Source organism: Arthrobacter sp. cf158 (assembly GCF_900106835.1).
Taxonomy (GTDB): Bacteria; Actinomycetota; Actinomycetes; order Actinomycetales; family Micrococcaceae; genus Arthrobacter.
In genome coordinates this window covers 102,929-128,686 of record NZ_FNNR01000002.1, presented here as the reverse complement: position 1 = coordinate 128,686, position 25,758 = coordinate 102,929, and the positions used below count along the sequence as shown (strand labels likewise).

Here is a 25,758-nt window from a genome sequence, read left to right as displayed (position 1 = left end):
GCGGAGCAATTGCCGCAGGCAAGTCAGCCCCAATGCGGCGGCTTTTGCTCCTTCAGCCACTGCTCATGATCGTATCCGGGCTCGTCGCCCCACTGCCGGGGATCGTCCTCTGCAGCCTTGGTGGGAAGAATCCCGCCAGTGCCGGGCTTGGACGCGGACGCCTTGGACCCGGCTCTTTCCTCCGGAGCGGCATCGACCTGTGCGCCGGACTCAGCGGCTGCGTCGTCCGTGCCGGTTTCCTGTTCCATCTGTGGTGCTTCTTTCCCGTTCTCTATGACGTTGTTCGCGTGGCCCGCAGCATCGTGGACTTCGCCCTCCGCTTGCCCGGCCGAACTGTGGGCGTAGCTTGGTTGCCCTTTATCCAATGTCAATTGTTCAACATCCATGTCCAGGAAACCATGCTGGGGGGAAGCAGGCCTCGGGATGTGGTTCTCCAGCCCGAGGTAGGATCCAATCCGATCTGCACAGGACGAGGGATCCGTAAAGACCTCGATCGTCCACAGCGACATATAACGCCAGCCCATTCGTTCAAGCAGCTGCGGGCGCAGGCGGCTGCGTTCGCGGACGCTCATGCGCCGGTAGCGTTCCGTTCCGTCGGACTCGATGGCCACGGGAGTAGGGATCTCCGCACCTTCCCGGCCAATCGTATGGACGGGATCCGCTGCGGCAGCGATATCCAGCACGCCATCGTAAAGGTGCCAGACCCTGGCTCCCCGGGCACGCAGGCGTTCACCGAGATCAGCCACCAGGGGATCCTCCCCCAGCGCCTGCTCACTGGCAACAGCGCGGGATGCAGGCGTTCCGAGGTTGCTGTTTCCGGAGAGTTCCCGGTCCAGCAGTTCGTAGAAGTCCACCGCTCCATGAGCCAAGCGGTCAAGGTCCAGATCCTCGGGGCGGAAGCAACTCAGAACGTGCATGGAGCGGCGCGCACGGGTCATCGCCAGGGCGAACCGGTTCCGGCCACCTTCAACGGACAATGGGCCGAACGAATGCAGGGCACGGCCGTGGGGAGTACGCCCGTAACCCAGCGAGAAGATCACGTGATCCCGCACCAAACCTTGGGCGCGCTCGAGGTCCACTACACGGAAAGATTCCGGACCGGCTCCAAAGAATGCGGACAGCAACGAATGGTTGGGCAACTGAAGCCTGATGGCCTCGCCAATACGGGCGGCGTGACGCAGGCTGGCCGTCACCACGGCCAAAGACGTCCGGGGCCGCAGCCTGGCGTGCTCAAAGACCAGGTCCACCACGCGGTTGACCTCGGCGGTGACCGACTCGACGCCCTCGTGGTCGGCACCCGGGAGCCCGGTGCCATCGGGAATGTACTCCACATGAATGGAACGATCCAGGCCGGTGACCGAGTTGCCGTCCGGCAGCCTGCGCAGGCCGCCGTCGTAGTAGTTCTTGCTCAGCTGGAGGATCAGGTCCTCATCCACAGCCCGGTAGACCCAGTTCAGCTGCCACGTAGGCAGCACCCGGGCCAAAGCCTTATAGGCGCTGTCCACGTTCTCATGGCTGGCAACTCCAGCTACTGGAGGCTCCACAGCCACACTGAAGGTGCGGGCATTGGCAATTTTTGCATCACCGAAAGCCACTACCTGCGGCGCCCGGGCTATCGCGGGAAGCACTGCCTGCAGTGAGGTCGACTCTGCGTCGATGACCACCACAGCGTCAAACTTCTGCTCGGCCGGAAGAACGCCGGTCAGCAGATACGGGCTGACGGACCACACCGGAACCAGGAGGGGTACGAGGTCGGGCGCTTGGGCGCTGAGCGCCGGCAAGGTAACCCGGCCGTCCTTCAGCAACGCCTTGAGGAGCTCAGCCTGCCTGGGGTGCTCCAGGAGGCCCTGCCGCCACTTCTGGGCCAATTGCCACCGCAGCCGCGCGGCTCCACTGGCAATGTGTGCTTGGTCCGCCAACCGGTACTCGGCTTCGAGGCGCCGCAAGGAGTCGCCGTCAGACATGGCAAGGTAGTCGTCCCCGCTGATCATGGCTTCCAAAGCGGACTGCCACCAGGCAAGGTCCAATTCCGCAGCAACAGAGGACGCAGGAACTTCACGGGCAGCCAAATCGGACAGCAACTCGCCCAAGCCGTGCTCGCGCATTTCCTCGATCAGGAGTGTGCGCTCGGGAAGGGTTTCCAAGGTAGAAGTGTCTGCAACAAGCCGTTCCAGCCGCTCCATCAACTCCAGATACGGGGTCCCATGCAGCAAACCTCCCGCGCTTGTGTGCTTCAGGGCATCACCCAAGCGATGTAGTTCACCGTCCAGTTCCCGGTACAAAGCACCGAGGTCAGCAAGGCCAGAAGGAACGGCAGGGTGACGTTGCGTGGTGGCGTAGCCTGCCCAGAGGGCCCGCTGCTCCTGGACCAGGACCAGTGAACTGTGGAGGTCTGCGATGTGCACACCGGGCCGCACGTACTCTTTGGCTACCCGGCGCAGACGGGACCGCTGCATGGAGGGCATCTCAAGGTTGCGCTCACGGCGCCAAGCGGAGCTCGCGGTGGCGGATATCAGATCATGCACCGGACGGTCGAAGATATCAGGCGTGAACTTGTCCAGGCTCTCCCGAACGGCAATGAGCAGTTCGAGCTGGGCGCCCCACTCCGTGAACGTTTCCCCCAAACGAATTTCGGCGTGATCGGACAACTGCTTCATCCGGTCCCGCAGCACCGGCAGCTTTTCTTCTGCCAAACGGGCTAGCTGCTGGGCTTCCTCAGTCTCCTTGCGGGTGACCAGCCGCGCCCCATACCAAGGGCTGGAAGTGGACGCCCGGCTGAAACTGCCCAGTTCGGCAGCGCGACGCAAACGGCCCGCGAGTTCCTCACGGTCCTTGATGTTGTCCAGGACGCTGCGCTTCAAGCGGACCGTCGTTGAGGGCGCGGGGTGGATTGACGTCAGCTCAGCAAGCGATTGCATGGCCTGGTAAGGAGAGCATCCCCAGCGCTCCCGGACGTTATGCAGCGAGGCCACATGGTCCATGAGTGCATGGCGGTGACCGGTCAGAGTCTGGTGCAGGTTGCCCAACTGCGGTTCGAGTGCCTTCTCGTTCCGCATGATGGCCCGGACCAACTGCCCCTTAAGCTGCTGCGGCGTGGTTCCGTTGCCAGGGCGGAACAGCATCGATTCAAGGCCGAGTGATTCCAAATGGGCGGAAAGGCCTGCGAGGCTGGACTGCCTGTCCCCTACCACGAGCACGGATTTGCCTGCGCTGACCAACGCACCTATGGCATTAATGGCAGTCTGTGTCTGGCCGCTCCCGGGTGGGGTACTGACCACCAGTGAGTCACCGGCGCGAACAGCATCCACCACGTACTGCTGGTCCGTGTCGGCGTCGAGCAAGAGAAGTTCATCAGCCGGATCGCGGACATCAAGGCTGGGGAACCTGCCCGCCTTGATGGCCTCGGGCTCAATGTCGCCGCCGTTCGCTGCCAACGACAGAGCCGCGACTGTGGGGTTGTTCGTATTGATCCAAGGATCGTCGAGATTGCCCGACAGGTCGGCGAGCGTGGTCACCAGCAGGTTGAACTCAACATCGGCACCGTGGATTGGCTGCACGAGCGTGGACAGGCGATCCAGCACCGGCTGGGGATCGAACCTCGCGGTGTTGTAGGCCATCCTCGCTACCGCGTTGACATCAAAGACGATGCCGTGGACGGTCTTGAGGTGACGCACCAGCGCCGGGTTCATGCGTGCTTGCTCAGTCAGCTGGAGTTCGAAGTCGTCCTCACCGGGCCTGACCGTCAGGACAATGGAGGTGAGCATCACAGGCGCGGAAACTCGCTGAGGCTTGCCGCCCACCGCGGACGTCCACACAACGGTACCGGCGGACAAATAGCCGGCTTCGATACCGCGGTCATTGCTGAGCTCAAAAATCTTGGACCGGATGTTGCGCGCTGCGCGGGCCGCCACCAGGTACTGTTGCCGATCCCTGATCAGGGTAGAGAGGCGTGTTCGGCGGCCTGCCAGCAACTGGGCAAGCCCGGACGGGTGCGCGTTGCTGAGGTCGATGGCGCCTTCGGGCGTCTTGACGAAGCGCAGCATCGTGTCCGCCCCGGTGACGGGCTTAAGACCAGACAGCCATTTACGGAGCTCTTCGGAGCCCTCTTCCTGGCCTTGACCTACTGACACAACTTCTGCCTTCTTTTCTGTACTAGCTTTAGACGCCTTGGACCATACCGGCATACTTTCGAGGGTAGCGGGAATACGCGGTCAGCCCGTTCCGCAACGCTGTTCCGACCCGAAATTCGCCGTCATTTCACAGGTGCCTGCCGTTTTTCACGGATCGAGCACACCTGAGGACTTCAAGCAAAGTGGCCGGCTTCCAGAGGAAGCCGGCCACTCAGAATGCTATTCCCACTCGATGGTTCCCGGTGGCTTGCTGGTGACGTCCAGTACCACGCGGTTCACTCCATCCACCTCATTGGTGATGCGGTTGGAGATCCGGGCCAGGAGGTCGTAGGGCAACCGCGACCAGTCTGCCGTCATGGCGTCTTCGGAAGACACCGGACGCAGAACGATGGGGTGACCGTAGGTCCGGCCATCGCCCTGAACGCCAACGCTGCGAACGTCTGCCAGAAGCACCACGGGCATCTGCCAGACGTCGTTGTCCAAGCCAGCGGCGGTCAGCTCTGCGCGGGCAATGGCGTCAGCCTTGCGCAGCAGGTCCAGGCGTTCCTTGGTCACTTCGCCCACGATGCGGATACCCAGGCCGGGACCTGGGAACGGCTGGCGGCCGACGATTTCCTGCGGCAGGCCCAACTGGGCGCCAACCGCACGGACCTCGTCCTTGAACAGGGCACGCAGTGGCTCGACGAGCTCGAACTGCAGATCCTCCGGGAGCCCGCCCACGTTGTGGTGGCTCTTGATGTTGGCTGCGCCCTCACCACCGCCGGATTCGACGACATCAGGGTACAGGGTGCCCTGGACCAGGAACTTGATCTTTTCACCCTCGGCAGCGGCCTGGGCGATGATGGCCCGCTCCGCTTCCTCGAAGGCGCGAATGAATTCGCGGCCGATGATCTTGCGCTTGGTTTCGGGATCGCTGACGCCGGCGAGGGCCGACTGGAAGCGTTCCTGCTCGTTGGCAACGTACAGGTTGACACCAGTAGCGGCTACGAAGTCGCGTTCAACCTGCTCGGCTTCGCCTTCACGGAGGAGACCGTGATCCACGAAGACACAGGTCAGCTGGTCGCCGACGGCGCGCTGGACAAGAGCGGCAGCTACTGCAGAGTCGACACCGCCGGAAAGACCGCAGATGACCTTGGAGTCGCCGATCTGCTGGCGAATACGGTCCACCTGCTCTTCCAGGATGTTCCCTGTGGTCCAGTTGGGGCTCAGGCCCGCACCCTTGAACAGGAAGTTCTCCAGCACATGCTGGCCATGGACGGAATGCTTCACTTCGGGGTGCCACTGCACGCCGTAGAGACGCTTCTGCTCGTTGGCGAAAGCAGCGACCGGCGCACCTGCCGTGGAAGCGAGGACCTCGAAGCCCTCAGGAGCCTCATGGACGGAGTCGCCGTGGCTCATCCAGGTGTTCTGGGAAGCGGGAACGCCATCAAGAATGGAACGGGCATCCCCCACAACCAGGGCTTCGGTGGCGCCGTACTCCCGGAGGCCCGTCTGGGCCACCTTGCCGCCCAGTGCGTTGGCCATCGCCTGGAAGCCGTAGCAGATACCGAAAACGGGCACCCCGGCTTCGAAGAGGTCGGCGCCTACGCTCGGGGCACCCTCGGCGTAAACGCTGGAGGGCCCTCCGGAGAGAATGATGGCTGCCGGGTTTTTGGCCAGAAGCTGCTCGGTGGTGAAGGTATGCGGAACAATTTCCGAATACACATTCGCTTCGCGGACGCGGCGGGCAATCAGCTGCGCGTACTGGGCACCGTAGTCAACAACCAGCACCGGCTTCTGGGAAGTCTGGGGTGCGGTGGGAGTAGTCACCAGACAAGACTACTTGGCCCGGCCACCCCCATGCACGTTGACGAGGGCGGCCAAGGGCCAAAAGAGGCCTCGCCGTTAGGCATCTCACAGTGGAAGGCCTTCAGGGCCTAGTAACGCTTGGATGCCTGGGGGTTGGCTGCGAGTTCCGCTTCCACCTGCGCGTGGAATTTCTTCTCGACGATGAAGGACAACAGAGGGATGACGCCGCCCAGCGCCAAGAGGATCATTTTGGAGAACGGCCACCTCATGAGTGACCAGAGGCGGAAGTTGGAGACGAGGTAAACCACATACATCCAGCCGTGCACAATCAGCACCGATGTGGAGATGTTGAACCCTCCGATGACTCCCTTGGGTTCGGATTCTGCAAACCCGAAGCCGAACGGTTGGCCGGTGACGGCACTGGTACCGCCGGCGAAGAGGGAGACGCCGAAGACGTAGCGCGCGATCAGTTCAGCGCACAGCAGCAGGAGCATCGCACCGGTGAGGTAGGCCATGACTTTGTAGAACTTCAACGCCGAACGGATTTGGGCTTCCGTTCCGCCGAATCGCCGCTTCTTAGTCTTGGGACCTGATTGCTCGGGCTGGATAGCCGGCTTTGGCTCGATCATTGCTGCACCTTTTGTTCTGGCTGTGGGCTTGTTGGTTCTGTACTGGCCCCGGGGTCTACCGGCTCGTCCTCTACGTCGTCGTCCTCGAACTCATCGTCTTCGAGATCGCGCCGGTAGTCGTCCTTCACCAGCCGCCACCAGATGAAAATCGAGAAACCGGCAAAGACAACCCATTCCACCGCGTAGAAAAGGTTCAGCCAATTGACCTGCTCAGCAGGGGGCTGCGGCGGAATATTGAGGGCCTTGACGTTGTCGCCGAGGGAAATGGGCGAGCCGCCGGCAATTTCGGACGTCGCCGCAACGAACCCCGGATAGCTGGAGACTTCCCACTTGTTGATGAGTTCCGCTGCGGAGACCGCAGACGCGCGGCCCAGACCGGCGTCGACGTTTGGAACCGGCGCTTCAGAAGGGATGAGGCGGCCGGTCAGCGTAATGGTTCCCGACGGCGGCGGGCCGGCTTGGGAGGCTTCGGCCACCCAGCCGCGGGCCACAGGGATCCATGTCTGCGGCGAGGCACCGACGCCTTTCAGCGTCGGAGCGGCGTCTACCGCGAATGCCGAGACGATCCAGAAGCCCTTTTGGTTGTTGTAGAGGCGCCCCTCGACAAGGACCTGCTTGCCGGGATCGTAGCTTCCCGTGGCGCTGACCATCTGGTCCGAGACCGAGCCGGGGAAGAATTGCCCTGGCTTCAAGACCTCCACCAGCGGTTTGACTTCCTCGATGCTGGAAGGCACGGGGGGCTCGTGTTGGGCGGACCGGCTGAGCTGCCACTGACTGAGCAGCACAAACACCCCGGACAACAGAAGCGCAAAGACCAGTCCTGCGATCCAGCGGGGTTTCAACGCGGTTTTCAACACCCCTTAACCGTACTTCGTCCTGCTGTAGAACAACGAAACGGGGGTAAAGGGCCTGCCCAAATCTTTTAGTGGTCGAAGAAGACCAGACTGGAGTTGATGAGTTCGGAGATAACCTCGGGATCATGTGCCCGCCGAAGCGACTCCCGGAACGACTCCTTGGACAGGGAGCGCGCCAACGTGGCCAGGACCTCAAGGTGGTCCGAGAATGAGCTGGCAGGGGTGGCGATGAGGAGGATCAGAGTGGCTGGCCCATCAGTTGCCCCGAAGTCCAGCGCGTGGCCGAATTTGGTCACGCCCACGGCGATGGAAATCCTGTCCACAAACTCGCTGCGCGCGTGCGGCAGCCCGATGCCCCCCGGGAGTCCCGTGGCGAGCTGGTGCTCCCGCGAATGAACCTGCTCCAGGAAGCCCTCAAGATTGGTAATCCTGCCGGCTTGGTGGAGCTTGCGGGCAAGCTGGGCAGCGGCGTCGATCTTGTCCTGGGCGACAAGCTCGAGGATGACAGTATCCGGGGTTGTCAGTTCCGCGTCATACCGATCAAGTGGTTCAGCCAAGTCGTGTTCCCTCCAGTGTGGCCTCCCGGCCGCATTACCCTGAGCTGGTCAGCGAAGGGGAACGATGTCATCCACTCCCATGCGCGCGGCATCTGCCGATTCATCATCGGGTTGCTGCTGACTGAGTCGTTCAGCCTCCACACGCGCCAGGTAGTGCTTGATTTCGCTTTCGCGCTGAGTCTCGCTCCAGCCAAGGATTTCTCCCATCAGCTTAGCTACTACGGGCGCAGCAGACACACCCCGGTCCCACGCTTCGATGGAAATTCGCGTCCGGCGGGTCAAAACGTCGTCAACGTGACGGGCGCCTTCGTGGGTTGTCGCATACACAACCTCCGCTGCAAGGTAATCGTCGGCGCCGGGAAGCGGCTCTCCCAGTTCCGGTCGGCCGGAGATGATGTCCAGGACTTCGGGTGTCATTGAACCGAAGCGGTTGAGCAAGTGCTCCACGCGTGCAACGTGAACGCCGGCTTGTTCTGCCGACCTGCCGCGACGGTTCCAGGCTGCCTTGAATCCCTCGGCGCCGAGCAGCGGAATGGTGTCGGTGCAGCTGGACGGAACACGTTCGTCCATGGCTCTGGTTGCCTCATCCACAGCATCCTTGGCCATGATCCGGTAGGTGGTGTATTTTCCGCCGGCTACCACCACAAGTCCCGGGACGGGGTGTGCAACCACGTGCTCACGGGACAATTTTGCGGTGGAATCGTTATCGCCCGCCAGGAGCGGACGGAGCCCTGCATAGACCCCTTCCACATCCTCCCGGGTCAGCGGACGCTTGAGTACCTTGTTGACGTGCTCCAGGACATAGTCGATGTCCTTGCTGGACGCTGCCGGGTGCGCCTTGTCCAGCTTCCAATCAGTGTCCGTGGTCCCAATAATCCAGTGCCGCCCCCAAGGGATCACGAAGAGTACGGATTTCTCAGTGCGCAGGATCAGCCCCACCGTGGACTGGAAACGGTCGCGCGGAACCACGAGGTGGATGCCCTTGGATGCCCTGACCTTCAACTGGCCACGGTCTGTGACCATCGCTTGCGTTTCGTCGGTCCACACCCCGGTTGCGTTGACTACTTGCTTGGCCCTGACCTCGAAGACGCTGCCGTCCTCCTGGTTTTCCACCTTGGCCCCGACCACGCGTTCGCCCTCGCGGAGGAAATCAACCACCCGCACCCGGTTGGCGGCGTACGCACCGTAATGCGCGGCGGTCCTCACCAGGTTGACCACCAGTCTGGCGTCATCCACTTGGGCATCGTAGTAGCGGATGGAGCCGACGAAAGCGTCATCCTTGAGGCTGGGGGCCGCACGCAGCGTTCCACGCCTGAAGAGGTGCTTGTGCATCGGGACTCCCCGACTGTGCCCGGATGTCAGTCCCAAGGTGTCGTACAGCATGATGCCCGCCCCGACGTAGGGACGCTCCCAGAAACGGCGGGTCAGCGGGTAGAGGAAGGGCACCGGGCGAACCAAATGCGGGGCGATCTGCTGAATGAGCCGTCCCCGCTCCTGGAGTGCTTCCTGGACCAGGCCGAAGTCGAGCATCTCCAGGTACCGGAGACCGCCGTGAATGAGCTTGGAGGACCGGGACGAGGTACCTGATGCCCAGTCCCTGGCCTCCACAATGCCCACTGTAAGGCCACGGGTCACGGCATCAAGTGCAGCCCCTGCCCCCACGACGCCGCCGCCGACAATCAGGATGTCGAGCTCCTTACCGGCCTCGGCAGTGGCTTTCAGGACGTCGATCGACGCGGCTCGGAATTCCGGGCTCAGTGCTCCCGGGGAACTCACTTGCGGACCGCCTGCGACATTGCTCATCGGACCCCTCCTCAAACGCAACAGCTGGTAGTCCCCTACCCTACTTGTTGCCCGCCGCCTTGGGCAGGGCCATTCTCAGAGAGACCCAACCCGCCAGGACAGAGAGGCCATGCCACTGAAGTGGCTGGGAATGCCGGCGTCAGTTGCCTGCGTACGGCGACACTACGACGTCGACACGCTGGAATTCCTTGAGATCCGAGTAGCCGGTAGTGGCCATGGAGCGACGCAGTGCACCGATGAGGTTGGACGTGCCGTCAGTGTGGTGTCCGGGTCCGAAGAGGACCTCCTCCAGCGGGCCCACCGTGCCAACGTTGACGCGGTCGCCACGGGGTGATTCGAGGTGGTGCGCCTCCGGACCCCAGTGCCAGCCACGGCCGGGCGCTTCCTCGGCGCGTGCCAAGGCACTGCCGAGCATGACGGCGTCCGCGCCCATGGCGATGGCCTTGACGATGTCGCCGGAGGTGCCCATGCCGCCGTCGGCAATGACGTGGACGTAACGGCCGCCGGACTCATCCATGTAGTCGCGGCGTGCGGCTGCGACATCGGAGATGGCCGACGCCATGGGCGAGTGGATACCCAGGGCCCGCCTCGTGGTGGTGGTGGCGCCGCCACCGAAGCCCACCAGGACGCCTGCGGCACCGGTGCGCATGAGGTGGAGGGCTGGCGTGTAGCCGGCTGCCCCACCCACGATCACGGGAACATCGAGTTCGTAGATGAATTGCTTGAGGTTCAGCGGTTCGTGGTTCTTGGACACGTGCTCCGCCGAAACCGTGGTTCCGCGGATAACGAAGATATCGACGCCGGCGGCCACCACCGTCTTGTAGTGTTCCTGCGTGCGCTGCGGGGTCAGGGAGCCTGCGACAGTGACGCCCGCGGCGCGGATCTCGGCCAGGCGGGAGCTGATGAGCTCGGGCTGGACGGGAGCCTGGTAAAGATCCTGCATGCGGCGGGTGACGGCCGGGCTACTGGTTTCATCGGCCAGGGCGGCGATCTCGTCAAGCACCTTCTGGGGGTCCTCGTAGCGGGTCCAGAGACCTTCGAGGTCAAGGACGCCCAAGCCACCAAGCCGGCCGAAGGCGATTGCGGTATCCGGGGACATCACGGAGTCCATGGGAGCGGCAATCACGGGGGTGTCGAACTTATAGGCGTCGATCTGCCAGGAGACAGAGACGTCCTTAGGGTCACGCGTCCGGCGGTTCGGGACGATCGCGATGTCATCCAGGGAGTAGGCACGACGCCCACGCTTGCCACGGCCAATCTCAATCTCATAAGTCACTGCTTGAGTTTATCCCACCAAGGCCGGGCCCCCGGTTCGCGCCCGACATGTGCGACTCCGTGTGATGTTGGCGCCTACGGACTTTTCTGGCTGGTCTCGTCGACGGAGAGCTGGGACTCGAACATGCGGAAATACCGGCCCCGCAAGGCCACCAGTTCCTTGTGCGTGCCCTGCTCCGCGATCTTGCCGTCCTCCAGCATGTATACGATGTCCGCCTTCTCGATGGTGGCCAGGCGGTGGCTGATGGCAATGATGGTGCTGCTCCGGTCGGCGAAAAGCCTGGTAAAGATACGGTGTTCTGCCAGGGCATCGATGGCCGAGGTGGGTTCGTCCATGACCATGAAGGATGCGTCCCGGTAGAAGTTACGCGCCATTGCCAGCCGCTGCCATTGCCCGCCGGACAGGCCACTGCCCTTGCGGCCGCGGGGATCTTCCATCCAGTTGCTGACATGGTTTTCCAAGCCGTTGGGCAGTTTGTTGATGAACTCCATGGCCTCTGCATCCGAAGCTGCCCGACGGATGCGGTCATCATTGCGGGGCTGGTCCACATCACCGAGATAGATGTTCTCCGCGGCCGTGGCGAACTCGTACTTGAGGAACTCCTGGCTCAGGACTGCCAGGTGCCGGTGCCAACTGGTGACGTCAATCCCCGCAAGGTCAACGCCGTCCAGCAGTACGTGGCCTGAATCGGGCGTGTAGAGACCGGCGAGGATACGGATCAGCGTGGACTTCCCCGCTCCGTTCTCTCCGACGATCGCTATGTGCTGGCCGGCCTTGATGGTCATGGAAATGCCCTTGATGACCTCAATGTCGCTTCCGGTATAGCTGAAGCGGATGTTCCGCAGTTCCACAGTGGCGGGAGACGAGGGCAGAGGTTGCTCGTGGCCACTGGGCACGGGCAAGGCCATGAACAGTTCATAGTCCTTAAGGTTGGCAAGGTCCTCGTCGATGGAACTCAAGGACGAGACCAGGTTGTTGGCTGTTGAAAGCGCCCGGCTCACGATCTGCTGGACGTAGAGGAACTGCCCCACGGGCTGGGCCCTGGCAATAATCTGCCCCACAACCCAAATAAGGGACACCACTTCTGCCCCATACTGCAGGGAATCGGCAGCCAACTGTTTGGGGATGTACCGCTTTTGGAAATCCAGGCGTCGTTTCTCGTCAGCATCGCGCAGCCGTGATCGCAGATCCATGAGGTACCCAACGATGCCGTACAGCCGCATCTCCGCGATGTGCTGGGGACGGAGCAGGTTCTGTTCGATCATCCGGCGCTGCCGCCGCGAATCCACCTGCGTGTTCCAATGGGCAATCTGCTCACGGGACAGCTTGAACTGCAGGTAGACACTGGGCACGATGGCCACCAGGACAATCACGGCGATCCACCAGCTGACCAGGAACAGCGCACCAATGGCCAGGATCACGGAGACCAGTTGCGTGAAGATGGCTGCAATGCGGTCCAGGACGCGGGCGTAGGAGTCTGAAAACCGCTTGGCGCGGTCGTAGAGGTCCACCGTCTCTTTGTCGTCGTAGCGCCAGAACTCCAGCGCGAGGAACCGCTGGTACATCATGTCCCCCACGATCGCGCCAACCTTGAAGCTCATCAGTTGCTGGATGTAGCGGTCAACGCTGCTGAACGCGCCCCAGAACAGCCCCAGCGCCGCGGTGATGATGACGTACAGAATGGCCCGCGGACCGGCGTCGGGGTCTCCTGCGTAACCGGCCGCCAAAGCCGTGGTGGTCAGCGCTGCGAAGTAGGTGGTGACCAGCGGCAGGGTGGCAGAAATCAGGGAGCCAAGGACCTTCATGATCACCGCCACGGGCGAGGCTTGGAAGCTCACCTTCAGGACCTGCCCGACGGCGCGTGCATAAGGGCGCAGCGCCAGCTTCCGCGGCGGCGTGTTGTTCAGCCGGACCGACTCCGGGTGCCGCGGTTGCGCGGGCTTTTCAGACATGACCCCAGCCTATTCTCCCGGGCAGACATTTCCGTTGGTCCCGGAACGGGCGGCCCTTAAACAACTGTTCCCCACGGAATTCTCCGCGGGGAACAGGCGATGCTTTAGCGTGAACCGTAGTTGGGCGCTTCCACTGTCATCTGGATGTCATGCGGGTGCGATTCCTTGAGCCCGGCAGGCGTGATGCGGACGAACTTGCCGCGTGCCTTGAGCTCGGGGATGGTGGGAGCACCGGTGTAGAACATGGTCTGGCGGAGGCCACCTACCAACTGGTAAGCAACGGAAGCCAACGGACCGCGGAAGGCCACCCGGCCTTCGATGCCCTCGGGGATGAGCTTGTCATCGCCGGAGACGTCGGCCTGGAAGTAGCGGTCCTTGGAGTAGGACGTGTTCTTGCCGCGGGACTGCATGGCGCCGAGGGAGCCCATGCCGCGGTAGCTCTTGAACTGCTTGCCGTTGACGAAGATGAGTTCGCCCGGCGATTCCTCGCAGCCGGCCAGCAGGGAGCCGAGCATCACGGTGTCGGCACCGGCGACCAGCGCCTTGCCGATGTCGCCCGAGTACTGCAGGCCGCCGTCGGCGATCAGCGGAACACCGGCCGGGATGGCAGCCTTCGCGGATTCGTAGATGGCGGTGATCTGCGGAACGCCAACACCGGCTACAACACGGGTGGTGCAGATGGATCCGGGGCCAACGCCAACCTTGATGCCGTCGGCACCGGCGTCGATCAGCGCCTGGGCGCCTTCACGGGTTGCGGCCTGGCCACCGATGATGTCCACGTGGGCAGCAATCGGGTCCGACTTCAGGCGGCGGATCATGTCCAGCACCCCCTGCGAATGCCCATTGGCGGTGTCTACGAACAAGGCATCCACGCCGGCATCGATGAGCTTCATGGCGCGCTCCCAGCCATCGCCGAAGAAGCCGATGGCAGCACCGACGCGCAGGCGGCCTTCGTCGTCCTTGGTGGCCAGGGGGTACTGCTCAGCCTTGGTGAAGTCCTTGGTGGTGATGAGGCCCTTGAGGCGGCCCTGCTCGTCTACGAGGGGAAGCTTCTCGATCTTGTTGGTAGCGAGCTTGTGCGAGGCTTCCTCGCGGCTGATGCCCACGTGTCCGGTGATGAGGGGCATCTTGGTCATGGCATCGCTGACACTGCGCAGCGGGAACTCCGACTCCGGAATGAAGCGCGTATCGCGGTTGGTGACAATGCCCAGCAGGCGTCCGTCGGTGTCCACCACGGGAAGGCCGGACACGCGGTAACGGGAACAGAGCTCGTCCAGTTCCTGCAGCGTGGCCTGGGGGCCAATGGTCAACGGGTTGGTGATCATGCCGGATTCGCTGCGCTTTACGCGGTCCACATGCTCAGCCTGGTCATCGATGGACAGGTTTCGGTGAACAACGCCCAGGCCGCCCTGGCGGGCCATGGCGATGGCCATGCGGGATTCGGTCACGGTATCCATGGCAGCGGAGAGCAGCGGCGTCTGCACGGAGATGCGCTTGGAAATGCGCGAAGACGTGTCAGCATCGGACGGAATGACATCTGTGTGGCCCGGGAGCAGCAGGACGTCGTCGTACGTCAGGCCAACAAAGCCAAAGGGATCGTGTTCGGGCTGGGTCATGAGTGTGCGCCTCTTACCTGGGTTCTGGGGGGCTTAACTGGTAGGGGTTGCAACTGATGACCAGCCCGTCATTACGGGACTGGCCTGTGCATACGTACTGCGGCATGGGTACTGCAGGAGAAAAGTGCTGCCGGGTATTGAATAAATAGTAGAACCTCCGCGCCGATCGCCATATTCCGCGACGCCTCAGTGTGAGCAACAGCACTGGCAGCAGCCCGGCGTCGTACACTTTGCACCGCTACTGGGGCGCCACTTGCCTGCCGGACCATCCCGTGGCAGCCAGGAGCCGCTCCTCAAACATGGGGATCATGCTTTGGACATACGTTTTGGTGAGGTGGTTGTCGTCCTTATAGACGTAGACGTTGCCCACCACAGCCGGACACGTCCCCTGCTCGCAGATGAAGTCGCTCATGTCCATCAAGTAGAGCCGGTCAATCTTGCCGATGTAGTCGTCCAAGGGTGAAGACGCTGCCAGGGACTGCTCCAAGGGCGCGTTGCAGTCCGGCGAATCGGGTCCCTTTTTCTGCACACATTCGGGCATATTGATGCTGAACCGCGGATTGTCACGGACACCCACCACATCGATCCCGGCATCCGTGAACGGCTGGATGCCTTCCAGATAGCCGGGAACTTCCGTCTCGAACGGCTCCGTCACGTGCGTCAGCGAAGCCACCGTGAACACGGCGTCAGGTTTGTGCTCCATGACGTAGGCGGCACTTGCCTTGTTGAACTCATTGCATTCGTCCGTTCGCTCCGGGGACTCCGCGCCGAAACGGCAACTGCCCTTCAGGAGCGTCACTACTTCCCAGCCGTGCTGCTTGGCGATAGGTCCCAGAGCAGCCATGTACTGCTGTGCATGCGAATCACCGAGGACCACTATTTCCTTGGTGACTTCCTCCGGTTCGTCGTTCTGCAGGCAGCCCTCCAGCAAAGGGTCCGTGGGCACGTTGTCGCCGGTGCACAATCCATCAATGTCCGCCCACTCGTCCTTCATGGCGGCCGGAGCCGGGATGATCATGGCTTCCTGGGTGGGTTCGCCCACGAATTCCGGGGACAGGGCCGCAGCCCCGGGCGTCAATTCCTTCGGCTGGCCCGCGATCGCCGCGCTTTCGGACGCAATGGCGCCCTGCCACGCGGTCACCGGCAGCGCCAGCAGCGCGCCACAGGATGCAATCACGACGGCGGCACGCCAGGACCGCACATCCGGCCACTCCCAGCGGCGCATGGGTACTTCAACGTATTTGGTGGTGGCGATGGCCAACAACATGGACGCCGCCATGATTCCCAGACCTTGGAGCAGGTTGGGCGTGGTGGTCCCGGAGATGAGGAGGAAAAACACCAGGACCGGCCAATGCCAGAGGTACAGGGCGTATGAGTTGTCCCCCACAAATACCAGCGGCCTGGAACACAGGATCCGGTCCACGCCACAACGGCTGTTGCTCTGCCCGGCGATGATGACCGCCGCAGCAGCGAGGGTGGGCCACAGTGCAATAAAGCCCGGGAAGGAACGGTCCACTGTCAGGACCAATCCGCAGGCGAGCATTGCGACGATGCCGGCCCAACCCAGGAGTACCCGGAGCCGTGGTCCTGGCTTCAAGTACGGAAGAGCCAGCGCCAGCAGGGAGCCCAAGGCGAACTCCCACAGCCGGGTGCGGGTATCAAAGTACGCGTACCCCTGGTTGCTGGCGGTCTGCTCGATGGAAAAGACCAGGGAGGCCACAAAAACCGCTCCGAAAGCCATGAACAACAGCGGCCGGTGGGCTACTGCCTTCCGGCGCGGGAACACCTTGGCCAGCCGTGGCTGCAGCAAGGCCACAGCTGCAAAAATCAGCGGCCACAGGATGAATACCTGGCCCTGGACGGACAACGACCAGAAGTGCTGGAGTGGGCTGGCGCCGGAATGATCCTGGGCGTAGTAGTCAACGGCGGCGTCAGCAAGCTGCCAATTCTGCCGGTAAAACAGGGATGCCCACGCCTCGGCGAGGACATCCGGCCAGCGGCTCTGCGGGATGAACACCCAGGTGGCGGTCAGCACCCCCAACAGGACAACGACGACGGCGGGCAGCAGCCGCTTGAACACGTGCAGCCAGTGTTTCAGCAGCCTCAACGGCCTGCGGTTTTCGAGCTTGCGCGTAAAAGACAGCGTCAGGAGGAATGCTGAGATCAGCAGGAAGACGTCAACCCCGCCGGAAACCCGGCCAAGCCAAATGTGGTACGCCGCCACCATGAGCACCGCCAGGGCGCGCAGTCCCTGGACTTCCGGACGGAAGCCGGGTTTCGGCGTCGTGCGTTTCTCTCCGGCAGGTGCCGGTGCGGTTCTGCGTGCCTCCATCATTGCTGCCACCCGGTCGCGGCAAACCACCTTTCGTCAAACATCTCGCCCATGCTGGTGACATAGGTTTTGGACAAGTGGTTGTCGTCCAAATACACGAAGACGTTGCCCACGACGCTCGGGCACGTCACGCCATCGCAGAGCAGATCCGTCATGTCCAGGAAGGCTGCGTTCCCAAACATTCCCTGCACTGCCGCAAAGGGGCTTTCTGCGGCGAGGACATCGGGCTGGTCGGACTTGCAATCAGCACTGTCCACACCCTTGGAGAGGGCGCACTCGGTGACGTTATAGTCATACCGCGGGTTATCGCGCATGGCCACCACCTGGATTCCGAGGTCATTGAAGTTGGTGACGGTCTGCTCAAATCCATACACCAGTTGCTCGTCCGGCGACGACGGCGACGCCATGGTCCCCACCATGAAAACAGCGTCGGGTGCCTGGGCAGCGGCGTACTTGAAAGCAGCCGCATTGAAATCGTTGCAGCCGTCTTCGGCATCAGGGTTGTCCGGCATGAAATGGCATCCGCCCAACAACAGCGCTGTCACTTTCCAGTGTTCGGCCTCGGCCAAGGGGCCAAGCGCAGCGAGCCACTGCTGGGAGTGGGAATCACCCAAAACCAGAATGTCCTTGACGGCGTCGTCCCCCACGGCGTTCTGCTGGCATTTGTCCTGCAGCATCTTTTCAGTTGGCTTGGAGTCGCCTTCACAGGGCCCGGCCAGGGTTGCCCAGTCCTCGGGAAGTTGTTCCGCGGTGGGCAGCGTCTTTGCGCCGTCGCTGACCAAATCAACGTATCCGGGGAGGAGCGCGTGGGCGCCGGGGTTGTCATTGAAGGCCTGCGCCTGCGCTGCTTTGAGGTCCAGGTCCTGTTTGTATTGGAAGCCCAGGAGCGGAGCGGATGCCACGGCCAGGCATGCGGCGATCGCGATCGCCGAGCGGCGGCGTTTGACTTCGGGCCACTTCCATTCGCGGAAGGGCTTCTCCACATATTTGGTAGTGAGGAACGCCAAGACAAGCGCCAAAGCAACGATTGCGGTTCCGGAAAGCCAGCCGGCGTGGTCCTTGCCGCTCCAAGCCAACGCAATGACCAGAATGGGCCAGTGCCACAGGTAAAGGGCGTAGGAATTGTCGCCGAGCCGGACCAGGAACTTGGAACTCAGAATCCGGTCCACGCCGAAGCGGCTGCCGGTTTGGCCAGCGGCAATCACCAATACTGCGGCAAGGGTGGGCCACAGCGCCACAAACCCGGGGAATGCCGTTTGGACCTGAAGCAGCACCCCACACGTGAGCATGGCAACCACGCCGATCCAGCCCATCACCACGCGCACGGGCTTCGCGAAATTCAGGCCAGGAAGGATCAGCGCCAGCAAGGTGCCCAGGGCGAACTCCCATAGCCGCGCGAAGGTGTCGAAGTAGGCAACGGCCTGGTTGTTGGCCGTGAAGATCACGGAATAGGTGAGGGAGAGGACAAAAATGATCGCAAAGACATATGCGAGCGTTGCCCGGTACCGCAAACCAAAACGTCGGCAAAGAAGTGCCACCGTGGCGAAAATAAGAGGCCACATGATGAATACCTGGCCCTGGATGGACAGCGACCAGAAGTGCTGCAGCGGACTGGCCAGGCTGTGGTCCGCGGCGTAGTAATCAACCGCGAGGCCCTGCAGGAGCCAATTCTCGAAATAGAACAGGGATGCCCACGCCTGGTGGACAACTTCAACCCAGCGGGTAGGCGGCAGGAACGCGAACGTGGCGGCAAGCGTAGCCAGAAGAACCACGACGACGGCCGGCAGCAGTCGCCGGAACAGGTGCAACCAGTGCCGCAGCAGGTCCATGGGCCGGCCCTGTTTATAGCGTCCGGTGAACTGAAGAGTCATCAGGAACGCCGAGATGAGGAGGAAGACGTCAACGCCTCCGGAAACCCGCCCAATCCAGATGTGGTAGCTCACCACCATGAGGACGGCGAGGGATCTCAAGCCTTGGATTTCGGGGCGGAACTTGGACTTTGCAACGGGTCCCGAAGCCCGCCTGCCGGGCCGGGCAGGGGCTGGGATCGTTGGCATAGTCACGTTAGGCAGTTCCTCAAAGCTGTGGCACAAAGCATCAATCATACGCGGGTTGGCGGCCCCACCCCAGTCGGGACCGCCCTGTGAACCCTCTTCCGAAGCCCAATTAGCTCAGGTCCGGCTATGTATCTTCCCAGACATACCTGTGCGTGGCCTGTGCCGAATGACTCTGCTTTCGTCTCCACGGAACTACTCTGGATCGGAACCACAGAAAGGAAACCCCATGATCGTGCAACTGCGCCTGTGCGTGCCTGCGGAGTTGTCCGACGCCGTCCTTGAATGCTGCTCCGGTCAAACAGGTGCCGCAGAGGTAGCACTGCACAGGGGCGCATCCGTGGTGCCTCCGGGCGATGTGATAACCGTCCAGATCGCCCGGGAATCCGCGGAAGAGCTGATCGAACGGCTTCATGCCCTCAAGGTTCCGGAGCTGGGTTCCATCTCCATCTCATCGCCGGACCTCGTCTTGTCCAAACGAGCCGACGCCGCCGAGGACTCCGCCCCCGGCGAGTCCGCGGACTCGGTCATCTGGGATGAGGTCTCACGGCAAACCGGTGAGGACTCGAAACTCACATGGAGCTTCCTGGCCTTCCTGGTCATTGCCACGCAGTTGGCCGCAATCGGCATTGTGACCGATTCCACCATCGCAATTGTGGGCGCGATGGTGGTGGGGCCCGAGTTCGGACCACTGGCAGCGTTGGCTGTGGGACTGGTGGAACGGAAGTGGCGTTTGGTACGGACTTCCCTGGTGGCCCTCGGCGTCGGCTTCCCACTGGCCATGGTGGTGACGGCATTGGCGGCGTGGTTATCCATCCCCTTGGGCTTGTTTCCCCGGGACACGCTGGACCGGGGATCAGCCGTCGAGTTCATCTACCACCCGGGCCCGTACTCGCTGATTGTGGCGGCACTGGCCGGCGCTGCGGGCATGCTCTCCATGATCAGCCACAGATCTTCCGCCTTGGTGGGGGTCTTCATATCCGTGACCACCGTCCCTGCCGCCGGATACGTCGCCGTTGCCCTGGTGCTGGGCGAATACAGCAAGGCGGCAGGGTCGGCGATGCAGCTGGCACTCAACCTCGTGGGAATCGTGGCAGCTGCAGCGGCCGTGCTGATGTTCTACCGGCTCATCGGCAAACGGCCCTCATCTGTGCGGCGTCCGGCCGCCTCTTGGCGGCGTGCAGTCATGGGCCGGCGTTCCTTGGCCAGCCGACGGGCCAGGTAGCGGGCATCCCGGGCAACCCCGGGAAGCGTTGCCGAAGCCGCCGAGAAAAGGAACTCCTGGCCTAGGAAGTACACACCCGGAAGATCGTCGGCTACACCCCTGGTCTGCTTCGGCTCACCGTGATCGTCGAAGACGGGCAGCTTCACCCACGAATAATCCTCGTGATAGCCGGTGCACCAGATAACGTTGGCGGCCTCCACCTGTGTTCCGTCGTCCAGGACCGGCATTCCCACCTCCGAGACCCCCGCCAGCCTGGGGACCATCTGCACACCAGCGGCAGCCAGGTCCTTGGTTTTTGTCCGGATCAACGGAGCTGCCATGGACTTGAAACCCGGGGCGGCCTTGCGTCCTATGGGCGTATTGAGCGTGAGGACATGGACACCCAGGAATCTGACCACAGGCAGGGCAAAACGTGCTGCCGTCCGGCCGTGCTTCATGGGCATCTCGCCGCTGGGTTTTCCGGCAATAACAGTTGAATGGTGTTGTCCCACGTCAAGTGCGATCTCCGCCCCCGAGTTTCCCAGCCCAACCACCAGTACGGTCCCGTCCCTCAACTGCCCAGGGTTCTTATAGTCCTGTGAATGCAATTGGCGTATCTGCGGGTCCAGTTCCGCCGCGAACGCCGGCCGCCTCGGAAGACGGTGGCCGCCGGTGGCAATCACCACGTTGTGCGAGCGCCACGTGCGGTCGCCTGCCCGGACGACGAACCCCTCACCCTCGGCACGGATCTCTTCCACCTGGACGTTGGACACGAAGGGAAGGTTAAAGCGGCCCACATATTCCTCCACGTAATCGGCCAGCTGGTCCTTGGTGGGGAACGCCAGGCGGTCTCCCGGGAACGGCCTACCCGGCAGTCCGTCGTACTTGGCCGGAGTAAACAGCCGGAGGGAGTCCCAACGCTGCCGCCAGGCATCTCCGGGCCGGGCATTCCCGTCCACAATCACGAACTCCCTGCCTTCCTGGGCCAGCCAGTAGCCAAGCGCCACGCCGGCCTGTCCGCCTCCTACGATGACCGTGTCTATTTCCGTGTGCTGTTGCGATGCCATGGCTGCTTACCCTTCCTTGAGTGGTGCCTTGGTGGTCCCTGATACAGCCAATTTAGTGCTGTAGCCTCCACTACCGCGTCGGGCGAATTGCGCATTCCGGGCGCTGGCGCATGGGTATTAATACCCACACCTGAGGGAAGGTCAGTGAATCAAGCCGTGTTCGAAGGCGTAGCTGGTGGCTGCAGCCCTGGATGGCACAGCCAGTTTGGAGAGGATATTGCTGACGTGCCTGGCCACCGTCTTTTCGCTGAGATACAGCTCGCGTGCAATCGCTTTGTTCGCCAGCCCATCAGCAACGAGCCGCAGGACTTCCATTTCCCTGGCACTCAATGACGACTGGCCCTTGGGCTTTTCGCCCGCAAGTTCCAGGACTTCTGCCGCTGCCGGGGTAGCCCCCAAATCAGCGAACTCTGCGGTGGCCGCCTCGAACTCCATGGCCGCGGAGTCTGTATCCCCCATTGCTGCGCACGCCCGGCCGGCAAGGACCCTGCACCGTGCTGCTTGATAGGGGGCTTCAAGGCTGTACCAAATCCGCCAAGCCTTCCTCGACGCTTGAAGAGAAGCCACGGGGTGGCCCTCGGCAAGCAGCACGGCGGCTGAGGCGAGGGAAGCCAGCGCCAGCTCCAGCGGCCGGCTCGTGCTGTGCAGCGGTGCAGACAACTCATCTAAGGCGGCCCGGGCAGCGGCCACGTCGCCGGCGGCAAGCTCAATGTCCACGGCCGCCGGGAGCAGTCGCCTACGGTTAGCCGGATCCGCCCCGGCCAACGCCCGGCGCATGGTGTTTTTCGCCTGCGCCACTTTGTGCTGGACCAGGTGGAGGTACGCGATCCCAGGGACGGGTTCAAAGCCTGTCTCTGCGGCCTTTGCATATGCACGTTCCGCGTCGTCCAACCACCCGGTCAAACGAAGAACTTCGCCCTGTTGGTACCAGCTTCCAAAGGTGGCGTCAGGATCACCTTTCCTGATCCGCCCCTCTGCCGCCCGTGCCACAGACAGGGCTTCGTTCCAGGCACCGTGCAGGATGAGCAACTCCGCACGGTTGGCCTGGCACTGACCGCTGAACATGACCATGTCCGGACGATCCCCGCACCAGCGTTCCAGTGCTGCTGTCCATTCATGGGCCCTCCGGACATCCTGGGCCAGGCGGCAACTGCCCAGAACTGCGCAGTAGATGATTCCCGCAGGGATGGGAGAGACCTCCCCGGCCGTGACCGACACCATGACCTCATCCAGGAGTTCCAGACCATCATCCGCGTGCCCAAGGGAAACCTGAGAAGTACCCATGCCGAGCTGTCCCATGGCCTGAAGGTCGCGGTCGTGGAAGAGGGACCCGATTTCCAGGGCCCTGCTGAAAAGGCCATGCCCGGCCTGAGGGTCGCCGGCCCTCAACAAACCCAGCCCGGCAGGAATGAGCAGGTAGCCTTCTGCGGCGCTGGGGCCCACGCTTCCTTCAAGCAAATGCTTGGCGCGGGCCAACCATCCTTGTCCGAGTGAGTACTCACCCATGTCCATAAGAAACATGACCAACCACGCGGCGCACCGCGCTGCACTGTTCGTGTCCCCCAAGGTCAGGTACTCGTCGTGCGCCCGGTTGAGATACTCCACGCTCTCAGCGTTGAGGCCCAGCAGCATGGCCACCGAGGCCACCAGCTCAATGTCCTGGGGAGGTAGTCCGCCTTCAGCGTCAGCGCGGACAAGACATTCCAAGGCATCGCGCCAGCGGCGCTCGGAGTATGCCGAGCGCCCGAGGTCCAATGCCGTATCCGGAGCTGTCATGGCTCACCCTGTGGGTGGAAGCGGCCTGGTTTGCGCCCAAAGCCGCCGTCTTAGCGTCAGGTTACCGCCGCCGTCGTACGCCCACAATAGCCCTCCCGCGCTTGGCGGGAGACGACAAAAAACCCCGGTCACGGACGTGACCGGGGTTCTTTGGGGCAGGTCTATTAGTGCTGGTGGCCTGCGTGTGCGTCTTCTTCCTCAGCCGGCTTCTCGGCAACCAGGGTCTCGGTGGTGAGAACCAGGGCTGCGATGGAAGCGGCGTTGCGGAGAGCGGAGCGGGTGACCTTGACGGGGTCGATCACGCCTGCGGCGATCAGGTCCTCGTACTCACCGGACTTGGCGTTGAAGCCGTGGTTGGCTTCCAGCTCGGAAACCTTGGCAACAACCACGAAGCCGTCGAATCCGGCGTTCTGGGCGATCCAACGCAGCGGCTGGATCAGGGCGCGGCGGACGATGCCAACAGCTGCTGCTGCGTCACCTTCCAGTGCCTTGACGGCCGGTGACTCGTCCAGTGCCTTGAGGGCGTGGATGAGTGCGGAGCCGCCACCGGAAACGATGCCTTCTTCGAGGGCGGCACGCGTGGAGGACACTGCGTCCTCGATGCGGTGCTTCTTTTCCTTCAGCTCAACCTCGGTGGCTGCGCCAACCTTGATCACGCCGATGCCGCCTGCCAGCTTGGCAAGGCGTTCCTGCAGCTTTTCCTTGTCCCAGTCGGAGTCCGTCCGGGTGAGCTCAGCACGCAGCTGGGAAACGCGGTCGGCGACGTCCTGGGCGGAACCTGCACCGTCAACAATGGTGGTGTTGTCCTTGGTGACCGTGATGCGGCGTGCCGTACCGAGTACCTCGAGGCCAACGGTGTCCAGGGTCAGGCCGAGGTCCGGGGAGACAACCTGTGCGCCCGTGAGCGTGGCGATGTCCTGGAGCATGGCCTTGCGGCGGTCGCCGAAGCCCGGTGCCTTGACGGCAACAACGTTGAGCGTGCCGCGGATGCGGTTGACGATCAGCGTGGACAGGGCTTCGCCTTCGATGTCTTCGGCAATGATGAAGAGCGGCTTGTTGGCCTGAAGTGCCTTCTCCAGCAGCGGCAGGAAGTCCTGCAGCGAGGAGATCTTGCCCTGGTTGATGAGGATCAGTGCGTCTTCGAGGACGGCTTCCTGGCGCTCTGCGTCGGTGACGAAGTACGGGGAGAGGTAGCCCTTGTCGAACTGCATGCCCTCGGTCAGAACCAGCTCGGTCTGCGTGGTGGAGGACTCTTCGATGGTGATGACGCCATCCTTGCCCACCTTGCCGAAGGCCTCGGCCAGCAGTTCGCCAACCTCGTCGCTCTGAGCGGAGATGGCTGCAACGCTGGCAACCTGGGTGCCTTCTACTTCGCGGGCATTTTCCAGGAGGCGGGCTGCGATGGCTTCAACGGAAACCTCGATGCCGCGCTTGATCTCACCCGGAGCGGCGCCGGCAGCAACGTTGCGGAGGCCTTCCTTGACCAGGGCCTGTGCAAGCACGGTGGCTGTGGTGGTGCCGTCGCCTGCGACGTCGTTGGTCTTGGTGGCTACTTCCTTGGCCAGCTGTGCGCCAAGGTTCTCGTAGGGGTCGTCAAGCTCAACTTCACGGGCGATGGTTACGCCGTCGTTGGTGATCGTGGGAGCGCCCCACTTCTTGTCCAGCACGACGTTGCGGCCGCGCGGGCCAAGCGTCACCTTGACAGTGTTGGCGAGCTTGTCGATACCGGCCTCAAGAGACCGGCGGGCAGCATCGTTAAAAGCAAGCTGCTTTGCCATGGTTGTGTCCTTTCAAGACAGAAAACCCGCACCGCTGTCGGGTCGGAATGAATCCAACGCGGCGGCGGTGCGGGGCTCCAGGAAGTTACTTTACGACGATCGCAAGGACGTCGCGGGCGGACAGAACGAGGTACTCGTTGCCGCCGGTCTTGACTTCGGTTCCACCGTACTTGGAGTAGATGACGACGTCGCCAACAGCTACGTCAACCGGTACGCGGTTGCCGTTGTCATCGAAGCGGCCGGGGCCGATTGCAACAACTTCGCCTTCCTGCGGCTTCTCCTGCGCGGAGTCCGGAATTACCAGGCCGGAAGCCGTGGTCTGCTCTGCTTCGAGCGGGCGAACAACAATACGATCCTCAAGAGGCTTAATCGAGACCGACACTCGGACTCTCCTTTTCATGAGCTGATTCATGGACTAAGAACTAGGGTGCCGGAGCGTGCAACCGTCGTCGCGGTGCCGGAAGTACGCCTGGCGTGATTAGCACCCTCCAGGGGAGAGTGCTAATAAGACTCTATGTAAGGCGTTAGCACTCGGTCAAGGTGAGTGCCAGCATTTCGTCATCGGTGAACGTCCGTCACCGACCGGTGAGGTCGTCCAGATCATAGTCTTCGCCGTCATCGTCCTCGTCCAGCGGGGCATTGCCCCGGTTCAAGTACAGCAGCACGGCTGAAGCAACAGTTACGACGCCGGCGATCACCAGGGTGATAATTCCGCCGGTCCGGGCGCCGCTGTACAGCTCGCGGATGTCCCGTGCCTCGTCCGTGGCGTCGTTGACGCTCTTCCCGGCCACTGAGTATGTGGCCGCGTTAAAGGAATCCAGCGCGAAGATAATGATCAGCAGGCCGATGCAGACCACCGTGATTACGGCGCCCGCTATCAGGGCAGGGCGCGCAAACTTTGTGATGGCGGAGGGATGCGGGGCTGCGTTGTCTTCCATGAAA

General features: G+C 62.6%; 17 protein-coding genes. 1 reads left to right on the top strand and 16 read right to left on the bottom strand.

From position 1 onward, the window contains the following. Positions 1-23: 23 nt before the first annotated feature. From BLW08_RS03500 to BLW08_RS03450, 11 genes are all read right to left on the bottom strand, one after another. On the bottom strand, positions 24-4,184 hold the full coding sequence (locus BLW08_RS03500) for a DUF4011 domain-containing protein (protein WP_091323367.1): 4,161 nt from the start codon (positions 4,182-4,184) through the stop codon (positions 24-26). A gap of 165 nt (positions 4,185-4,349) precedes the next feature. Beyond that, positions 4,350-5,939, bottom strand: a complete 1,590-nt coding sequence (guaA, locus tag BLW08_RS03495) for a glutamine-hydrolyzing GMP synthase (protein ID WP_090817937.1) — start codon at positions 5,937-5,939, stop codon at positions 4,350-4,352. A gap of 107 nt (positions 5,940-6,046) precedes the next feature. Beyond that, positions 6,047-6,547: a DUF3817 domain-containing protein gene (locus BLW08_RS03490; protein WP_090817933.1), complete on the bottom strand. Its 501-nt coding sequence runs from the start codon at positions 6,545-6,547 to the stop codon at positions 6,047-6,049. Then, positions 6,544-7,404: an SURF1 family protein gene (locus BLW08_RS03485; protein ID WP_091323366.1), complete on the bottom strand. Its 861-nt coding sequence runs from the start codon at positions 7,402-7,404 to the stop codon at positions 6,544-6,546. The genes BLW08_RS03490 and BLW08_RS03485 overlap by 4 nt, the downstream gene beginning before the upstream one ends. A gap of 65 nt (positions 7,405-7,469) precedes the next feature. Next, a complete protein-coding gene (locus tag BLW08_RS03480) occupies positions 7,470-7,958 on the bottom strand; it encodes a PTS sugar transporter subunit IIA (RefSeq protein WP_091323365.1) in 489 nt (162 codons plus the stop codon). Between the two features lie 48 nt (positions 7,959-8,006). Beyond that, complete coding sequence (locus tag BLW08_RS03475) at positions 8,007-9,761, bottom strand: glycerol-3-phosphate dehydrogenase/oxidase (protein WP_091323364.1); 1,755 nt, start codon at positions 9,759-9,761, stop codon at positions 8,007-8,009. A gap of 139 nt (positions 9,762-9,900) precedes the next feature. Then, the gene (locus BLW08_RS03470; RefSeq protein ID WP_091323363.1) at positions 9,901-11,037 is read right to left on the bottom strand and encodes a GuaB3 family IMP dehydrogenase-related protein; all 1,137 of its coding nucleotides are present in this window, start codon (positions 11,035-11,037) and stop codon (positions 9,901-9,903) included. Between the two features lie 74 nt (positions 11,038-11,111). Beyond that, the gene (locus BLW08_RS03465; RefSeq protein ID WP_091323362.1) at positions 11,112-12,989 is read right to left on the bottom strand and encodes an ABC transporter ATP-binding protein; all 1,878 of its coding nucleotides are present in this window, start codon (positions 12,987-12,989) and stop codon (positions 11,112-11,114) included. A gap of 104 nt (positions 12,990-13,093) precedes the next feature. Then, complete coding sequence (gene guaB / locus BLW08_RS03460) at positions 13,094-14,605, bottom strand: IMP dehydrogenase (RefSeq protein WP_026539869.1); 1,512 nt, start codon at positions 14,603-14,605, stop codon at positions 13,094-13,096. 238 nt (positions 14,606-14,843) lie between these two features. Next, positions 14,844-16,940: an acyltransferase family protein gene (locus BLW08_RS03455; protein WP_091323361.1), complete on the bottom strand. Its 2,097-nt coding sequence runs from the start codon at positions 16,938-16,940 to the stop codon at positions 14,844-14,846. Beyond that, positions 16,937-18,994 carry an acyltransferase family protein gene (locus BLW08_RS03450; RefSeq protein WP_254779708.1) on the bottom strand — a complete coding sequence of 686 codons (2,058 nt, stop codon included), beginning with the start codon at positions 18,992-18,994 and terminating at the stop codon, positions 16,937-16,939. The genes BLW08_RS03455 and BLW08_RS03450 overlap by 4 nt, the downstream gene beginning before the upstream one ends. 226 nt (positions 18,995-19,220) lie before the next feature. Here BLW08_RS03450 and BLW08_RS03445 point away from each other — a divergent pair, with 226 nt between their 5' ends. Then, the gene (locus BLW08_RS03445; RefSeq protein WP_091323360.1) at positions 19,221-20,216 is read left to right on the top strand and encodes a DUF389 domain-containing protein; all 996 of its coding nucleotides are present in this window, start codon (positions 19,221-19,223) and stop codon (positions 20,214-20,216) included. Here the strand turns inward: BLW08_RS03445 and BLW08_RS03440 are convergent. The 5 genes from BLW08_RS03440 to BLW08_RS03420 form a co-directional block, all read right to left on the bottom strand. Next, positions 20,111-21,262 (bottom strand): flavin-containing monooxygenase, encoded by a 1,152-nt coding sequence (locus BLW08_RS03440; protein WP_091323359.1) that lies wholly within the window; start codon positions 21,260-21,262, stop codon positions 20,111-20,113. The two genes, BLW08_RS03445 and BLW08_RS03440, sit on opposite strands and share 106 nt — an antisense overlap. Before the next feature lie 141 nt (positions 21,263-21,403). Further along, on the bottom strand, positions 21,404-23,038 hold the full coding sequence (locus BLW08_RS03435) for a helix-turn-helix transcriptional regulator (RefSeq protein WP_091323358.1): 1,635 nt from the start codon (positions 23,036-23,038) through the stop codon (positions 21,404-21,406). Between the two features lie 164 nt (positions 23,039-23,202). Then, positions 23,203-24,816: a chaperonin GroEL gene (gene groL / locus BLW08_RS03430; RefSeq protein ID WP_090817890.1), complete on the bottom strand. Its 1,614-nt coding sequence runs from the start codon at positions 24,814-24,816 to the stop codon at positions 23,203-23,205. Positions 24,817-24,901: 85 nt separating this feature from the next. After that, entirely contained in the window at positions 24,902-25,198 is a 297-nt protein-coding gene (gene groES, locus BLW08_RS03425) for a co-chaperone GroES (protein ID WP_011775524.1), read from the bottom strand. A 193-nt stretch (positions 25,199-25,391) separates the two neighbouring features. Further along, complete coding sequence (locus BLW08_RS03420; RefSeq protein WP_090817887.1) at positions 25,392-25,754, bottom strand: hypothetical protein; 363 nt, start codon at positions 25,752-25,754, stop codon at positions 25,392-25,394. Positions 25,755-25,758 lie beyond the last annotated feature (4 nt).

Bases quoted from the DNA above. Each gene is read 5' to 3' on its own strand.
- BLW08_RS03465 (WP_091323362.1), bottom strand. From the start codon at position 12,989: ATGTCTGAAAAGCCCGCGCAACCGCGGCACCCGGAGTCGGTCCGGCTG.
- BLW08_RS03445 (WP_091323360.1), top strand. From the start codon at position 19,221: ATGATCGTGCAACTGCGCCTGTGCGTGCCTGCGGAGTTGTCCGACGCC.
- groL (WP_090817890.1), bottom strand. From the start codon at position 24,816: ATGGCAAAGCAGCTTGCTTTTAACGATGCTGCCCGCCGGTCTCTTGAG.
- BLW08_RS03475 (WP_091323364.1), bottom strand. From the start codon at position 9,761: ATGAGCAATGTCGCAGGCGGTCCGCAAGTGAGTTCCCCGGGAGCACTG.
- BLW08_RS03440 (WP_091323359.1), bottom strand. From the start codon at position 21,262: ATGGCATCGCAACAGCACACGGAAATAGACACGGTCATCGTAGGAGGC.
- BLW08_RS03450 (WP_254779708.1), bottom strand. From the start codon at position 18,994: ATGCCAACGATCCCAGCCCCTGCCCGGCCCGGCAGGCGGGCTTCGGGA.
- BLW08_RS03500 (WP_091323367.1), bottom strand. From the start codon at position 4,184: ATGCCGGTATGGTCCAAGGCGTCTAAAGCTAGTACAGAAAAGAAGGCA.
- BLW08_RS03420 (WP_090817887.1), bottom strand. From the start codon at position 25,754: ATGGAAGACAACGCAGCCCCGCATCCCTCCGCCATCACAAAGTTTGCG.
- guaB (WP_026539869.1), bottom strand. From the start codon at position 14,605: ATGACCCAGCCCGAACACGATCCCTTTGGCTTTGTTGGCCTGACGTAC.
- BLW08_RS03455 (WP_091323361.1), bottom strand. From the start codon at position 16,940: ATGATGGAGGCACGCAGAACCGCACCGGCACCTGCCGGAGAGAAACGC.
- BLW08_RS03490 (WP_090817933.1), bottom strand. From the start codon at position 6,547: ATGATCGAGCCAAAGCCGGCTATCCAGCCCGAGCAATCAGGTCCCAAG.
- BLW08_RS03435 (WP_091323358.1), bottom strand. From the start codon at position 23,038: ATGACAGCTCCGGATACGGCATTGGACCTCGGGCGCTCGGCATACTCC.